The 15,292-nt window shown below is 61.5% G+C and carries 17 protein-coding genes; 9 read left to right on the top strand and 8 right to left on the bottom strand.

The window, feature by feature from the left end; translation table 11 throughout:
* The first annotated feature begins 105 nt into the window (after positions 1 to 105).
* Together Q1M54_RS08860 and denD are read left to right on the top strand one after the other, a co-directional pair.
* A complete protein-coding gene (locus Q1M54_RS08860) occupies positions 106 to 1,842 on the top strand; it encodes an IlvD/Edd family dehydratase (protein WP_300556362.1) in 1,737 nt (578 codons plus the stop codon).
* 16 nt (positions 1,843 to 1,858) lie between these two features.
* Positions 1,859 to 2,863, top strand: coding sequence for a D-erythronate dehydrogenase (gene denD / locus Q1M54_RS08855; protein WP_300556360.1), 1,005 nt, complete (start codon positions 1,859 to 1,861; stop codon positions 2,861 to 2,863).
* A 64-nt stretch (positions 2,864 to 2,927) separates the two neighbouring features.
* On the opposite strand, the gene Q1M54_RS08850 is transcribed toward denD, so the two are convergent.
* Entirely contained in the window at positions 2,928 to 4,232 is a 1,305-nt protein-coding gene (locus Q1M54_RS08850) for an amino acid deaminase (RefSeq protein WP_300556358.1), read from the bottom strand.
* 79 nt (positions 4,233 to 4,311) lie between these two features.
* Between Q1M54_RS08850 and Q1M54_RS08845 the strand changes: the two genes are divergently transcribed.
* Genes Q1M54_RS08845 through Q1M54_RS08835 form a run of 3 tightly spaced genes read left to right on the top strand, consistent with a single transcriptional unit; the run spans position 4,312 to position 6,865 of the window.
* Positions 4,312 to 5,301 carry a sugar kinase gene (locus Q1M54_RS08845; RefSeq protein ID WP_300556357.1) on the top strand — a complete coding sequence of 330 codons (990 nt, stop codon included), beginning with the start codon at positions 4,312 to 4,314 and terminating at the stop codon, positions 5,299 to 5,301.
* Entirely contained in the window at positions 5,298 to 6,206 is a 909-nt protein-coding gene (locus Q1M54_RS08840; RefSeq protein WP_300556355.1) for a 2-dehydro-3-deoxygalactonokinase, read from the top strand. Before Q1M54_RS08845 ends, Q1M54_RS08840 begins: the two co-directional genes overlap by 4 nt.
* 20 nt (positions 6,207 to 6,226) lie before the next feature.
* A complete protein-coding gene (locus tag Q1M54_RS08835) occupies positions 6,227 to 6,865 on the top strand; it encodes a 2-dehydro-3-deoxy-6-phosphogalactonate aldolase (RefSeq protein ID WP_300556464.1) in 639 nt (212 codons plus the stop codon).
* On the opposite strand, the gene Q1M54_RS08830 is transcribed toward Q1M54_RS08835, so the two are convergent.
* From Q1M54_RS08830 to Q1M54_RS08815, 4 genes are read right to left on the bottom strand one after another with little or no spacing between them, the layout of a single operon-like run.
* Entirely contained in the window at positions 6,866 to 7,765 is a 900-nt protein-coding gene (locus tag Q1M54_RS08830) for a pirin family protein (RefSeq protein WP_300556353.1), read from the bottom strand.
* Positions 7,766 to 7,794: 29 nt separating this feature from the next.
* The gene (locus Q1M54_RS08825; RefSeq protein ID WP_300556351.1) at positions 7,795 to 8,550 is read right to left on the bottom strand and encodes a tRNA-uridine aminocarboxypropyltransferase; all 756 of its coding nucleotides are present in this window, start codon (positions 8,548 to 8,550) and stop codon (positions 7,795 to 7,797) included.
* A complete protein-coding gene (locus Q1M54_RS08820) occupies positions 8,550 to 9,431 on the bottom strand; it encodes a PA4780 family RIO1-like protein kinase (RefSeq protein WP_300556349.1) in 882 nt (293 codons plus the stop codon). The genes Q1M54_RS08825 and Q1M54_RS08820 overlap by 1 nt, the downstream gene beginning before the upstream one ends.
* 6 nt (positions 9,432 to 9,437) lie before the next feature.
* Entirely contained in the window at positions 9,438 to 9,689 is a 252-nt protein-coding gene (locus Q1M54_RS08815; RefSeq protein ID WP_300556347.1) for a hypothetical protein, read from the bottom strand.
* 135 nt (positions 9,690 to 9,824) lie between these two features.
* On the opposite strand from Q1M54_RS08815, the gene Q1M54_RS08810 reads away from it, so the two are divergent.
* The 4 genes from Q1M54_RS08810 to Q1M54_RS08795 are packed head-to-tail and all read left to right on the top strand — an operon-like array spanning position 9,825 to position 12,320.
* The gene (locus Q1M54_RS08810) at positions 9,825 to 10,631 is read left to right on the top strand and encodes an SDR family oxidoreductase (RefSeq protein ID WP_300556345.1); all 807 of its coding nucleotides are present in this window, start codon (positions 9,825 to 9,827) and stop codon (positions 10,629 to 10,631) included.
* 14 nt (positions 10,632 to 10,645) lie between these two features.
* Positions 10,646 to 11,218 (top strand): PaaI family thioesterase, encoded by a 573-nt coding sequence (locus Q1M54_RS08805; protein ID WP_300556343.1) that lies wholly within the window; start codon positions 10,646 to 10,648, stop codon positions 11,216 to 11,218.
* Positions 11,215 to 11,625 (top strand): lactoylglutathione lyase, encoded by a 411-nt coding sequence (gene gloA, locus Q1M54_RS08800; RefSeq protein WP_300556341.1) that lies wholly within the window; start codon positions 11,215 to 11,217, stop codon positions 11,623 to 11,625. Before Q1M54_RS08805 ends, gloA begins: the two co-directional genes overlap by 4 nt.
* A gap of 11 nt (positions 11,626 to 11,636) precedes the next feature.
* Positions 11,637 to 12,320 carry an SDR family oxidoreductase gene (locus tag Q1M54_RS08795; RefSeq protein ID WP_300556339.1) on the top strand — a complete coding sequence of 228 codons (684 nt, stop codon included), beginning with the start codon at positions 11,637 to 11,639 and terminating at the stop codon, positions 12,318 to 12,320.
* Here Q1M54_RS08795 and eda read toward each other — a convergent pair whose 3' ends face one another.
* From eda to Q1M54_RS08780, 3 genes are all read right to left on the bottom strand, one after another.
* On the bottom strand, positions 12,321 to 12,968 hold the full coding sequence (gene eda, locus Q1M54_RS08790) for a bifunctional 4-hydroxy-2-oxoglutarate aldolase/2-dehydro-3-deoxy-phosphogluconate aldolase (RefSeq protein ID WP_300556337.1): 648 nt from the start codon (positions 12,966 to 12,968) through the stop codon (positions 12,321 to 12,323).
* Positions 12,959 to 14,800: a phosphogluconate dehydratase gene (gene edd, locus Q1M54_RS08785; RefSeq protein WP_300556335.1), complete on the bottom strand. Its 1,842-nt coding sequence runs from the start codon at positions 14,798 to 14,800 to the stop codon at positions 12,959 to 12,961. The genes eda and edd overlap by 10 nt, the downstream gene beginning before the upstream one ends.
* A gap of 219 nt (positions 14,801 to 15,019) precedes the next feature.
* Entirely contained in the window at positions 15,020 to 15,286 is a 267-nt protein-coding gene (locus Q1M54_RS08780; protein WP_300556333.1) for a hypothetical protein, read from the bottom strand.
* Between the last annotated feature and the right edge of the window lie 6 nt (positions 15,287 to 15,292).

Genomic DNA, 15,292 nt, shown 5'->3' with positions numbered 1-15,292 from the left:
GGGTTTGCCCGTATGTCGCTGGCTTTACATAGCCTGTTTGTTTTTCTATCGTCATACGATAGGATTTTCAAGATTCACGATTCACTCCCAACCTGGACACGCACCATGAGCGACACCCCCCGCAAAAAACCCGAAGAACTGCGCAGCCAGCAATGGTTTGGCCGACAAGACCGCGATGGCTTTGCCTACCGCAGCTGGGTTAAAGGCAAGGGCGTGCCGCATGACCAGTTTGATGGTCGCCCAGTCATTGGCATCTGCAACACCTTCAGCGAACTGACACCTTGTAATTCGCACTTCCGCGCTCTGGCCGAGCAGGTCAAGATCGGCGTTTACGAGGCTGGCGGATTCCCTCTTGAGTTTCCCGTGATGTCTCTCGGCGAAACGCTGCTGCGCCCCACCGCCATGCTCTACCGGAACCTGGCCAGCATGGACGTGGAAGAAAGCATCCGTGGCAACCCGATCGACGGCGTGGTGCTGCTGATGGGCTGCGACAAAACCACCCCCAGTTTGCTGATGGGCGCTTCCAGCGTTGGGCTGCCCACCATTGGCATCAGCGGTGGCCCCATGCTCAATGGCAAATGGCGCGGCCAAGAACTGGGCTCCGGCACAGGCGTGTGGAGCATGAGCGAACAGGTGCGCGCAGGCACCCTCAAGCTGGCTGATTTCTTCGATGCCGAAAGCTGCATGCACCGCAGCCATGGCCACTGCATGACCATGGGCACGGCCAGCACCATGGCCTGCATGGTCGAAGCCTTGGGCATTGGTTTGCCGGGTAATGCCACCTTCCCTGCGGTAGATGGTCGCCGCAACGTTTTGGCGCGCGACTCGGGTCGCCGCATTGTGGAAATGGTTCACACCGACCAGACCATCAGCAAAGTGCTCACCCGTGAAGCTTTTGAAAACGCCATCCGTACACTGGCCGCCATCGGTGGCTCGACCAACGCTGTCATTCACCTGATCGCGATTGCCGGTCGTCTGGGTTTGAAACTCACCTTGGATGACTTTGAACGATTGGGCAGTGATATGTCCTGCATTTTGAACATGCAGCCTTCTGGCGAGCACCTCATGGAAGACTTTTGCTATGCGGGTGGCTTGCCGGTCGTCATGAAAGAGATCGAAAGCCTCTTGCACAACAACATCATCACCGTGAGCGGCAAGAGTGTGCGCGAGAACAACGAAGCGGCCGTGAATTACGACCCTCGTGTCATCAAGACCATGGACGCGCCTTTCAAAGAAAAAGCGGGCATTGCCATCTTGCGCGGCAACTTAGCCCCGCGTGGCGCGGTCATCAAACCCAGCGCGGCCACCCCCGCACTGATGGTGCACACGGGCCGGGCCGTGGTGTTTGAAGACAGCGATGATTTCCACAAACGCATCGACGACGAAAACCTGGACGTCGATGAAACCTGCATATTGGTGCTGAAGAACTGCGGCCCCAAGGGTTACCCCGGCATGGCCGAAGTCGGCAACATGCCACTGCCCCCCAAGGTGCTGCGCAAAGGCATCACCGACATGGTCCGCATCAGCGATGCCCGCATGAGTGGCACCGCCTATGGCACCGTGGTCTTGCACACATCACCTGAAGCGGCTGCAGGCGGTCCGCTGGCTGTGGTGCAAAACGGTGACATGATCTCGCTCAACGTACCCGAGCGCAAACTGCAATTGATGATCAGCAACGAGGAACTGGCCAAACGCCTGGCCGCATGGACCAAGCCTGAACCAGCCATGCAGTCAGGCTACTGGAAACTCTACATCGACCATGTGCTGCAAGCTGACGAGGGCGCAGACATGGACTTCCTGGTCGGCCAACGCGGATCAGCTGTTCCCAAAGACAATCACTGATTGACAAGGAAAACACATGCGGATTTTGATCACCGGCGGTGCCGGATTTTTGGGTGCACGCCTGGCCCGCGAGATTTTGAAGCGCGGCCAACTCAACGGCCAAAGCGTGCGCGAATTGGTCATTGCCGACCTGTTCCCTGCTCCCGCTGATTTACTGGCCGACCCACGGGTCAAGGGCCACGCGGGTCCTATGCTGGAACAAGGCGACTTGTTCCAAAGCGGCTTCGATGGTGTGTTCCATTTGGCATCGGCCGTCTCGGGCGAATGCGAACTCGACTTTGACCTGGGCCTGCGCTCCAATGTGGACAGCAGCCGTTTGTTGCTCGACAGCATACGCGCCTCCGGTAAAGTGTCTCGCTTGGTTTTTGCAAGCTCTGTGGCCGTGTTCGGACCCGATGCGGCCAACCCCATGCCTGCCTTGGTGGCCGATACCACACTGCCCACGCCACAAACGTCGTATGGCACGCACAAGCTGATGATCGAGTACATGGTGGCCGACTACACCCGCAAGGGCTACATCGACGGCCGAGCGGCTCGCCTGATGACGGTGGCCGTGCGCCCCGGCAAACCCAACGGCGCAGCATCTTCGTTCTTCAGCGGCATCATCCGCGAGCCTTTGGCGGGCACCGCCACCACCTGCCCAGTGGATCCCACGGTGTCGCACCCCATCTCTTCGCCCGGCAACACCGTGCATGGTTTGATCACCGTGTTCGAGGCCAGCCGCGAAGCGTTTGGCGGCCGCATGGCACTGAACCTGCCGGGTCTCAACGTGAAGGTCAGCGACATGCTGGCAGCCCTCGAAAAAGTCGCCGGACCTGCTGTGCGTGCGCATGTCACCTTTGCCAAAGACGAGCGGATTGCGGGCATTGTGGACAACTGGGCTAAGGGTTGCACCTTTGAGCGCGCCCATGCATTGGGCCTGCGCACCGATGCCAGCTACGAGGCCATCATTGAGCAGTACATCGAGGACTGCAAAACCCGCCCAGGCTACCCGGCCGAGGCATTGAACGGTTTGAAGTGAGCTTTACAAAAGGCCGCCACGCGGATGCTGCGTGGCGGCCTTTTTTTTCACACGGGTTCACCCCTTAAAAATGCGTGCTGATCGCCCCACAGATGCGCCCATCGTCCTCGATGATGGCCATCCAGCGCCACTTGTCAAAGGTGGTGCAAGGGTGCGAAATACCCAAGGCCACGCGGTCGCCCACTTGCGGCCAGACGCCCTCGGCATCGAACACCATGTGCGCATGCTGGTCGCTCAAGGCCTTGACTTTCCAAGACCCGGGGGTGGCCTGCATCGCGTCGGCACCGCGGTGACCGCGCACTGCCCATCGCACCGGCATGGGCATGCACTGATCAAACGACAGGTCACGCCGACCCGCCGTCAAAATGGCCAGTCCCGGCTCGGGCACAGATTGCACCCGGGTCCAGATCTCCAGCGCGGGTTGCAACGAAGCACTCAGCCCCTCACGCGCCTCCACCAATTTGAGATAACGGGCGTAATTCCAGTGGTCGTGCGTCACATAGCAACCCGATCGCAAAACGCCTTGCACCGGTCGGCTTTTGACCTGCATTTTGAGCATGGGGATCACCAGGTCAAACACCGCCGAGCCCCCAGCCGACAGCAAAACCTCGTCACGACCCCACAGGTTTTGCGCATCGATTTGCTGAACCAAAGCCTGCACACTGCGCACCAGAACGCTCACCGCCTCGATGTCGTGGGCGCTGTCGCATTGGCCCAGTCCACCCTCGTAACACTCCACGCCACCCAAGCGCACGCTAGGCGATGCAGCCATAGCCCGCGCCAAAACCAAGGCCTGTTCGTGCGTGCGACAGCCGGTGCGATACCCCGCAATGCCCAATTCCAACAACACGTCCCAGCAACGATTGCTCTCACGGCGACGCCCCCAATCGACCAGCAAATCGAGCTGCACCAAAGAGTCCACCAAAAACCACACTTGCGCCTGCGGATGCTGGCGCAACAACAGATCCAATCCGTCCAAGTCGGTGTCCGACAACAATTGGTTGGCGATGATGGCGCGCTGGACTCCCGCCACCAAACCCACGCGCAACTGGTGCACATTGGCAAAGGTCAGGCCCCAAGCGCCCGCTTGCAACTGCATGCGAAACAACTCCGGCGACAAGGTGGTCTTGCCGTGCGGGGCCAGAGCCACACCTTTGCGCTGCACAAAGTCTTGCATCCAGGCCAAGTTGTGCGTGAGGGCTGGGCGTCGCAACACGGCCACCGGGTAGGCCAGCGCATCGTCCAGCAGGCTCCAGCCGCGTTGGCCCAGCTGAGACACTGCACAGGGCTCAGCGGCCAGTGGAAAGCCTTTGCAAGACGCATCCAGCACAAAATCGAGGTCAATGCCCTTGTTCCACATGCGTTTCATCTCCAACTTTTGATCCAGGGTGGTTCGGTTTGACGGCCATTCTCCCACCTCACCACAAGACTCGCCGCCTTTTTAAAACATGAACCAAGCCTCCTCAAAACTCGACATCGTGGCGCTGGGTGAAGCCATGGTCGAGTTCAACCAACGTCCCCATTCAGACGCAAACGATGCCCCGCTGTATGCACAAGGTTTTGGTGGCGACACCAGCAACGCCGCGATTGCCGCGGCACGAGCCGGTGCGCGGGTAGCCTACCTGACGCGTCTGGGCACCGACCGTTGGGGCGAGTGCCTCATGGACCTGTGGCAGCGCGAAAACGTGGGCAGCACCAACGTGCTGCGCGACGCACAAGCGCCCACCGGGATGTACTTTGTGAGCCACGATGCGCAAGGCCACCACTTCAGCTATGCGCGTGCCGGATCGGCGGCTAGCCGCATGCAGCCCCAAGACTTGCAGCACTGGCAAGACGCCATTGCCAGCAGCCAGTGGCTGCACCTGTCGGGCATTTCGCTGGCGATTTCCGCCTCGGCTTGCGACACGGCTTTTGCAGCCATGTCGCATGCTCGCAACGTGGGCACGCGGGTGGCGCTGGACTCGAATTTGCGTTTATCGCTCTGGCCACTGGCCCGGGCGCAGGCCTGCATTCGCCAAGCGGTGGGGCTGTGTGATCTGTTCTTACCCAGCCTGGAAGACATGATCGCCCTCACCGGCCTGACTCAAGCAGCAGACATCATCGCATGGAGCCATGCCCAGGGTGCAGCGCAAGTGGTGCTCAAGCTGGGGGAGGGCGGCGCTGTAGCCAGCGACGGCCATAGTCAGCGCCGCTTGGCTGGCCACACCGTCACGGCGGTGGATGCCACGGGTGCGGGCGATTGTTTTGCAGGCAACCTGTTGGCGCGTTTGTCTACCGGTGACGACTTGTGGGCGGCCACTGCTTACGCCAATGCTGCGGCCGCTCTGTCGGTGCAGGGCTTTGGCGCGGTCGCTCCGCTGCCTCGCCCCCACGGTGTTCTGAACATGCTGCAAAAAAACAATGGTTTGAAAGACAGCACGAAAGGCGCAGCCACATGAACACCACAAGACCCTTGATCGCCATCGATTGGGGCACCTCTTCGCTGCGCGGCGCGCAGCTCGGTGCCAATGGCCAGGTGCTCGAATCCCGTGAATTTCCACGCGGCATCCTCACCGTGCCCCCCGGCCAGTTTGAGACTGTGTTGCACGAACTGTTTGGCGACTGGCTGAAAATACCCCATGCCCTGTGCCTGATCTCGGGCATGGCGGGCAGCCGCCAGGGCTGGCAAGAAGCGCCCTACTGCCCCTGCCCCGCCGGCTTTGCCGAGCTGAGCCAACACCTGCTGTGGTTGCAGCCCGGGCGCATCGCCTTGGTGCCGGGCCTGAGCTGTTCGAGCACAGACGCCTTGAACACACCCGACGTGATGCGAGGCGAAGAAGTGCAGATTTTTGGCGCACTTCAGCTGGCCGGCCGTGACCGCGCCACGCTGGTGCTGCCGGGCACGCACAGCAAATGGGTGCAGGTGCAAGGCGGGCACGTCGCGCAGTTTCAGACCTTCATGACGGGCGAGGTCTATGCCCTGATGAGCCAGCACTCGATTTTGGGCAAAACAATGGACCTGCAGGGTGCGTTTGAAGCAACAGTTTTTTTGCAAGGGATTGACCAAAGCCAGCGAGCGAGCAGCGTGCTGCACCACCTGTTTGCGGTGCGCACACTGGGCTTGTTTGAGCGCCTGAGCGCAGCCCAATTGCCCAGCTACTTGTCGGGCCTGCTGATCGGCGAAGAGCTGCGCACTCAGAATGTGTCAAACCACGCCGAACCCTTGATTTTGATCGGTAGCGAAGCCTTGACGATGCGCTACACCTTGGCCCTGCAGCACCTGCGCATCCCCTGTCACAGTTGGGGGGCCGAGGCCACTTGGGCGGGCTTGTTTGCACTGGCATCCTCATTCGACCATTCATGAACACAACCGATACGACCACCATGAGCGCTTTGCACCCACCCGCCCACACCCTGGCGCAAGCCTTGACACAACTGCCCCTGATCGCCATCCTGCGCGGCCTCACGCCTTCTGAAGCCCCAGCCATCGGCCAAGGGCTGGTTGAAAGTGGCTTTGCCATTATCGAGGTGCCGCTGAACTCACCCGAGCCTTTGCTCAGCATCGCCACGCTCGCTCGTCTTTTGCCCCGCACCCTGATCGGTGCTGGCACGGTGCTGAATGCGCAGCAAGTCAAAGATGTGCACGCTGCTGGCGGCCGCCTGGTCGTGGCCCCCAACTTCAACCCTGCAGTGGTCGCGCAGGCCTTGGCCCTGAACATGGTGGTGCTGCCCGGTGTGGCCACACCCACCGAAGCCTTTGCCGCGCTTGACGCGGGCGCGCATGGGCTCAAGCTGTTCCCCGCCGAGATGATCTCGCCTGCCACCGTCAAAGCGCTTCGGGCCGTCCTGCCGAAAGACACGGCCCTCATGCCCGTGGGCGGCATCACGCCCGACAACATGGCGGCATACCGCACGGCTGGCGCTTCAGGTTTTGGCTTGGGATCGGCCTTGTATGCGCCAGGGAGAAGTGCTGAGCAAACGCGGGCCGCAGCGCAAAACTTTGTCAAGGCATTCAGGGGCTGATCAAGCCCTCTCCCCCAGCCGCCCATTTCGGAAATCGGCCAAGGCTTGGTAGATCTCTTCTTTGGTGTTCATCACAAATGGCCCGTATTGCACGATGGGCTGCTTCAGAGGTTTGCCAGCCACCAAAATCAGTTGGGTGTCGACACTGGCCTTGATCATCACCCCATCGGCCTGAGGTGTGTTTTTCAAAATGGCCATGCGCTGCGCGGGCACGGCCTGGCCGCCAATGCCAACCTCGCCCCGGTACACGTACAAAAAGGCGTTGTGGCCAGCAGGCAGTAATTGCTCAAAATGTGCGCCCTGCGGCATGTGCACGTCCAGATAAACCGGTTGCGTGATCTCGCGACTCACCGCGCCCTGTACACCATGGCTGACCCCGGCGATCACCGTGACGGCCACGCCTTCAGACGTCTGGAACTGCGGCAGTTGATCGTTCTGAAAGTCTCGATACCAAGGCGCGTTCATCTTCTCTGAGCTGTGCAGGTTCAACCACAACTGAAAGCCCTCCATCACGCCATCGGCTTGCTGCGGAATTTCAGAGTGGATCACGCCCTGGCCTGCGGTCATCCATTGCACGCCACCGTTTTGCAACAGGCCTTCATTGCCCGCGCTGTCACGGTGCAGCATGCGCCCGGCAATCATGTAGGTCACGGTTTCAAAGCCCCGGTGCGGGTGGTCCGGGAAACCGGCGATGTAGTCGTCCGGTTTGTCACTGCCAAAGGCATCCAGCATCAAAAACGGGTCAAGCCGGTGCTGCAGGTCTTGCGTGAGGATGCGGCTGAGCTTGACACCTGCACCGTCTGACGTGGCTTGGCCCGTGACCAAGCGCTCAACGGCGCGTGAATTCAAAACAGCGTGGCTCGAAGCTGGAACAAGAGGGGTAAACGGGTTGTTGGACACAGCAATTTCCTTTCAACGACACCAAGGTGTCAAGCCTGTTTCAGCGCATGCCACTGCGCGTGCGCAACGCCTTGCAGGTCAGGTGGCAGCTGGTGTTTGGCCTGCAAATAGTGATGGGTGTAAACACCCAGATAGGCCTGCAGCGTCTGGGCAGCGTGGGTCTCACCTGCCAATTCTAGGCACAGTGAAGCCACTTCGCTGGTGCAAAAGTGGTCATCACGTTTGGATCGGCGCAGTTGGTAACGGGAGACTTGCTCCGGCTTCAGGCTGAGCACCGGCAAGTGGTTCAGATAGGGACTTTTGCGGAACATCTTGCGGGCTTCGGGCCAAGTGGCGTCAAGCAAGATGAACAGCGGACGCTGGCCTGCGGGCATCTCGGCTGAGGATGGGGACACATCGTGCACCACCCGCGCGGGCTCCACAAAATCGCCCGGAAACACCACAAAGGCCTGCCACTGAGGATCGGCCAAGAGCGCCAGCAAATCCGGGGCGACTTCGGTGCGGGCCCAACCAAAGGCGAAAGTGTCCGGCACCACATCGGCGATCAGCCAGCCGGTGTTGCTGGGTTTGAGGGGTTCGATGTCGGCCATGAGCAAACACATCGCAGCTTGTGTGGGCACCTCTGGGCGCATTGCGCAGATGCAGTGGCTGGGCACCAAACGGCAGCCGGGGCAGCGCTCTGCCTTGATGCCGCCACGGGCCAAGAAAGGCTTGGCGCTGCGGGACAAACGTTCAGTGCGCAGTCGCGAGACGGCGTGGGGCAGTTTCAGCGTTTGCGCAGACATCAGACGGATGGCGTGGCCATGCGCAGCCGACGTGCCGCTTCTTCGTCGCGCGCATCGTCGATCTCACGCAGCACAGCGACCATGTCCACACTGGCAGTCGAACGCTCAAAGTGACCGGTGAGCGGTGATTCATTGTTCAGCAAACCCGCTTGGTAAAGGCTCCAGATTTCAGGGCCGTAGTCGGTCTTGAGCAGCGAGGGCGCAAATTGCCCAAAGAAATCGCGCAGGTTGCCCACATCGCGCAGCAGCATGCGCTGGGCATGGTTGTTGCCGGCCGCATCCACCGCTTGGGGCAGGTCGATGATGACGGGCTCGTCCACACCCGGCTGATCGCCCGCAGCCGGAATGTGCGCCAACAAAATATTGAACTCCGACAAATCGCCATGCACCACGCCCGCGCACAGCATGCGCACCACTTCGCCAACCAGGGTGGCGTGGTGTTGCAGGGCTTGCTCGGGGGTAAAGGCCACATCGTTCAGGCGGGGTGCGGCGTCGCCGTCGGCATCGGTGACCAGTTCCATGAGCAGCACGCCATCAAAGAAGTTGAAGGGCCGGGGCACGCGCACACCGGCTGCAGCCAGTCGGTAGAGCGCGTCCACCTCGGCACTTTGCCAAGCGGCTTCTTGTTCTTGACGGCCAAATTTGCTGCCCTTGGCCATGGCGCGGGCCGAACGTGAGTTCTTGACCTTGCGGTTTTCGGTGTAGTCCACCGCTTGCCGAAAGCTGCGGTGTGTCGCCTCTTTGTAAATTTTGGCGCAGCGGGTCTCGTCCCCGCAGCGCACCACAAAGACCATGGCCTCTTTGCCGCTCATGAGCTGGCGCACCACGGTGTCGATCAGGCCTTCTTCAACAAGGTTTTGCAGTCTGGGTGGCGCATTCATGCGGCTTCAGTGCTGGAGCAAGGCCCAACCGGCGTGCTGGTTGGCTTTGTTGTTTTCATATTCCCAGGCCGCACCGCAGCGGTCACAGCGGTAACGCGTGAAGCTGGCTTGGCCGTTGCCACGGTCTTCGCGCTGGTGGGTGCCCTGAACCAATTCCGCGTGACCAGGGGCTTTGCGCCAATGACGCTGGATGCCAGAGCAGGGTTCGCACAAGACCGGTGAGTTCGGTTTTTGGGGGACTTGAGCGTTCATGGTCATGTTTGAATTCTTGGACAATGCGATTTTTCGCGATGCATGTATTGTCGCTGTACCGGCCTGCATTCTGGCGACAGGCATTTTGGGGTCGCTGTGGCAGCATCCACCATCCTTCCAACAAACCTCGGAGACCCGCTCATGACTTCCCCGCTTTTAGCGCCCAACACCCTCTCGTTTGGCCTGCAAGGCCGTGTCGTCATCGTCACCGGCGCAGCCAACGGCATTGGCGAGGCCTGCGCGCGCCGATTTGCCGCCGAGTCTGCCCATGTCATTTTGTCTGACGTCAACAGCACGCGCGGCGCTGCCGTGGCTGCCGAATTGCGCAGCCAAGGCCACAGCGCAGGCTTCATGGCCTGCGACGTCTCGCGCAAGGCCGATGTCGACGCCTTGGTCGACCATGTGCTGCAGGCCTTTGGCCGCATCGACGTGCTGGTCAACAACGCCGGCATTTTCAGAGCCGCTGATTTTCTGGATGTGACCGAAGAAGACTTTGACGCCGTCATCAACGTGAACATCAAGGGCTCGTTTTTGATGGGCCAGGCCGCAGCCCGTGCCATGAAAAGCACCGGGGGCGGGGCGATTGTCAACATGAGCTCGGTCAACGCGGTGCTGGCCATCCCCAACATCGCCAGCTACAACGTGAGCAAAGGCGGCATCAACCAACTGACACGGGCCATGTCTTTGGCACTGACCGACTTTGGCATCCGCGTCAACGCAGTGGCCCCCGGCACGATTGCCACCGAACTGGCGCGCCAAGCCGTGCTGACCAGCGAGGCCGCCGAAAAGAAAATCATGATGCGCACGCCCATGAAGCGCTTGGGCGAGCCCGACGAAGTGGCCAAGGTGGTGGCCTTTTTGGCCAGCGATGCAGCGAGCTACATCACCGGCGAAATTGTCACTGTGGATGGCGGGCGCATGGCCCTCAACTACACCGTACCGGTTTGAAAGAGCCCGTTTCTATGAGCACCACCACCGGCACACGCCAGAGCGCTTTAGAGGCCTGGCTGACCCAAGAGCGTGACGTGCGCACACGCATCGATGCCGGGGTCGGCCCCGGTGTGGCCCGGCCTGAACAAGTGACTGGCAAGACAGGCCTAGAGGTCATGCAGGGCCTGCTGACAGGCGAGCTGCCTTATGCGCAGATGGCCAAGACGCTGGACTTCATGCTGATCGAGGTCGGCGCGGGTCTGGCCATTTTTCAGGGCACACCCGGCGTCCAACACTTGAACCCACTGGGCACCGTGCACGGCGGCTGGTTTGCCAGCCTGCTCGACTCGGCGCTGGGCTGCGCGGTGCACACCATGATGCCGCCCGGGCGCGGCTACACCACGGCCGACTTGAGCGTGAAACTGGTCAAAGCCATCACGCCCAAAGTGCAGCGCGTGCGCGCCATTGCGCAAGTGGTGCACTGCGGCCGCCAACTGGCCACGGCAGAGGCTCGCCTGGTCGGGCCAGACGGCACTTTGTATGCCCACGCCAGCACCGCTTGCCTTGTTTTTGAAATGCCTTCACCCAACGGGAAAACATCATGAGACTCCTTCACACCATGCTGCGCGTGGGCAACCTGCAACGCTCGATTGACTTCTACACCCAGGTGATGGGCATGCAGCTGCTGCGCACCTCGGAAAATCCCGAGTACAAATACTCGCTGGCCTTTGTCGGTTTCGGCAACAACCCCGACCACGCCGAGCTGGAGTTGACCTACAACTGGGGCGTTGAAAGCTACGAGATGGGCACAGCCTACGGCCACATCGCCCTGGGCGTGCCCGATGCCTATGCCGCTTGCGAAAAAATCAAAGCCGCTGGCGGCAAGGTCACGCGTGAAGCGGGTCCGGTCAAAGGCGGCAGCACCGTGATCGCCTTTGTGACAGACCCGGATGGCTACAAGGTCGAGCTGATCCAGCGGACCGAATACGCTGGCGGACAAGGTTTGCGCTGAACAAACGGTGGATGAACATGATCGACCTGACTGGCCAACGCATCTTGGTGACCCAGGCCCAAGATTTCATGGGGCCGGCCCTGTGCCACGAGCTGCGGGCTTGCGGTGCCGAAGTGATCGCTGACGTTTCCGTGCTGACAGCCCCGCAAGATGCGCAAGCCATGATCGATGCGGCTGGGCCACTCGACGCTTTGGTGATCAATCTGGCGCTGCCTGCGCCGTCTACCCCCGTCACGCAGATTGACGAGGCCGAATGGCGGCAGGTGTTTGAAGTGATGGTCGACCCCCTGCCCCGGTTGGTGCGGGCAGTGGTGCCCGGCATGAAGGCCCGCGGCGGCGGCAAGATCGTGGTGATGGGCAGTGCCTCGGCTTTGCGGGGCATGAAGCGCGCCGCCAGCTACAGCGCGGCGCGTGGGGCACAGCTGGCCTATGTGCAAGCGGCTGGCGTAGAGCTGGCCCCCGACAACATCCAGCTCAATGCGGTGGCGCAAAACTTTGTCGACAACCCCACCTACTTCCCGCCAGAGGTGCAGGCCAACCCGCGTTTTCAGGAGCGCCTCAAGCGCGAAGTGCCGCTGGGTCGCCTGGTCAAGGCCGAAGAGGACGCCCGCTTTGTGGCCTACCTGTGCAGCGAAGAGGCGAGCTGCTTTGTGGGGCAGGTGTTTCCCATGTCGGGCGGTTGGGCGGTGCGCTGATCAGCGAGGCAACTGACTCGCCTCACGGGCCAGCGCTTCGATGCGCGCCCAGTCACCCTGGGCCAGCGCGTCGGCGGGCACCAACCACGAGCCGCCCACGCAAGCTACATTGGGCAGACTCAAAAAGTCCAAGGCATTGCCGGGCATGACGCCGCCCGTGGGGCAAAACTTCACATCAAAAAACGGACCGCTCCAAGCTTTGAGCATGGCAGTGCCGCCAGCTTGCATGGCGGGAAAGAACTTGAGTTCGGTGTAACCGTCTTCTTGTGCCATCATGATTTCACTGCCGGTGGCCACGCCGGGCAAGAGCGACAAACCATGATCGCGACAAGCCTGCCCCACTGCCCGGGTGTAGCCGGGGCTCACGGCAAAACGGGCACCGGCTTTGGCCGCTGCGGCCGCATCGGCTGCGCTGCGCACCGTGCCTGCACCCAACACGGCGCCTTCGACCTCGTTGGCAATCGCCTCGATGCAGGCGAGCGCCTGTGGGGTGCGCAGCGTGACCTCCAGCATGCGGATGCCACCGGCCACCAAGGCGCGTGCCATGGGCACGGCGTGGGCCACATCGTGGAGCACGATCACGGGGATCACCGGAGCGTCTTGCATGACTTGCAGGGCGGTCAAAGGGGCATTTGAATTCACAGCCATGAGCAGGCTCCTTCTTCGGCTTTGAGCGCGTGGCGACGCAGGTTGGCAAACAATTCACGGCCCATGCCCACGCCATTGGCGGCGCGCAGCTCGGTGGGCATGGGGGCCAGCGGACGGGCGGCCCATTCGGCCTCGCTCACCAACACTTGCAAAGTGCCCGCGACGCCGTCGAGGCGAATCACATCACCGTCTTGCACCTTGGCCAGCGGGCCACCGGCTGCCGCTTCGGGCGAGACGTGGATGGCCGCCGGCACTTTGCCCGACGCGCCGCTCATGCGGCCATCGGTGACCAAGGCCACCTTGAAGCCTTTGCCCTGCAGCACCGCCAGCGGCGGGGTGAGTTTGTGCAACTCGGGCATGCCATTGGCTTGTGGGCCTTGCCAGCGCACTACACACACCATGTCTTGGTCCATGTCTCCAGCCTTGAACGCGGCCAGCAAGGCTTCTTGCGAATTGAACACGCGCGCCGGCGCTTCGATCACATGCAAAGCCTCTGGAACGGCAGAGACCTTGATCACACTGCGCCCCAGATTGCCTTGCAACAGTCTGAGCCCGCCAGTGGCACTGAACGGCTGGCTGGCTGGTCGCACCACGGTGTCGTCTTGGCTGGCGCCGATGTCGCGCCAGACCAATCGCCCATCGGCTGTGCTGGGCTTGCGCGTGAATTCACGCAGACCGCCCGGTCGCACCGTCAGCACATCGGCGTGCATGAAGCCAGCGTCGAGCAATTCACGAATGATGAAGCCAGGCCCGCCGGCGGCCTGGAACTGGTTCACATCGGCCGAGCCATTGGGGTACACGCGGCTGAGCAGCGGCACCACATCCGACAGTGCAGAGAAGTCGTCCCAGTCGATCACGATGCCCGCAGCACGCGCCACCGCCACCCAGTGGATCAAATGGTTGGTGGAGCCACCCGTGGCCAACAGCGCCACCATGGCGTTGACGATGCTGCGCTCATCGACCAAACGGCCAATGGGCGTGAAGTTCTGTCCCTGGACCAGCGCCAGCACAGTTCGGGCAGCTTCGCGGGTCAGGTCTTGGCGCAGGCCGTCGGCCGGGGGAATGAAAGCCGTGCCCGGCACATGCAGGCCCATGGCTTCGAGCAGCATCTGGTTGCTGTTGGCCGTGCCATAAAAAGTGCAGGTACCCTCGCCGTGGTAGGCCTTGGACTCGGCCTCCAGCAATTCAGGACGGCCCACCAAGCCCTGGGCGGCCTGTTCGCGCACCTTGGATTTGTCGGTGTTGGACAGACCACTGCCCATGGGCCCTGCGGGCACAAACACCGTGGGCAAATGGCCAAAGTGCAAAGCGCCAATGAGCAAGCCCGGCACGATCTTGTCGCACACGCCCAGCATCAGGGCGGCATCAAACACATCGTGACTCAGCGACACCGCTGTGGCCATGGCGATCACATCGCGGCTGAACAGGCTGAGCTCCATGCCCGGCGTGCCTTGCGTGACGCCATCGCACATGGCGGGTACGCCTCCCGCCACTTGGGCAGTGGCGCCCAGCTTGCGGGCTTCGTCTTTGATCAGGTCAGGGTAGTGCTGCAGCGGCGCGTGGGCAGACAGCAGGTCGTTGTAGGCGTTGACGATGCCAATATTCGGCGCACGCGGGGCGACCACTTTGATTTTGTCGAGCGCAGTGGCGCGGTCTTTGTCACCTTGAGGCATCGCGGCAAAGGCATGCGCCACATTGGCGCAGCCCAGACGCTGGGCGCCCGGGTCTTGCTGAGATGCAGCGTCGAGCTGCTGCAAATAAGCTTGGCGAGTCAAGCGGCTGCGCTCGGTGATGCGGGCAGTGACGGCCGCCACGGCGGGATGAAGGGTCATGGGCATGGGCCTTTGCGGTAAACAGTTTGCGCTTTGAAATCAATCAACCCGCAAGAAAAATCTCGGCCCGAGGGGCCGTTCAAACGATGCGCTCATGTTAGCGGCCTTGCACAACGTGCTGGTTAAGGCCAACAGAAAACAGGTCATTCAATGACCTGGCTTTGGCGACACCCGTAAAAAAACCCGCCGAGGCGGGTTTATACAGGGCTTGGCGCCGCATCACTTCGCGGGTGCAGCAACGGGAGCTGCTGGTGCCGCAGCCGCTGGAGCTGCTGCGTCGGCAGCCGGCGCAGCAGCAGGCGCCGCGGCATCCGCAGCAGGCGCGGCATCTTGCGCTGCAGGGGCAGTGACAGCAGCAGGGACAGCAGGCGCTGCTTTTTGGCTCTTGGCGATGCCAATACCCACGGCCAGTCCAATGACCAGCACAATCACGCCGACCAAAATGGCCAACACCACGGGTTGATTCTCATCTTCATTGTTTGACATGTTTGT

Origin of the sequence: Limnohabitans sp. Rim8 (assembly GCF_943326455.1) — a bacterium.
Lineage (GTDB): Bacteria > Pseudomonadota > Gammaproteobacteria > Burkholderiales > Burkholderiaceae_C > Limnohabitans_A.
This window is presented reverse-complemented; position numbering and strand designations above follow the sequence as displayed.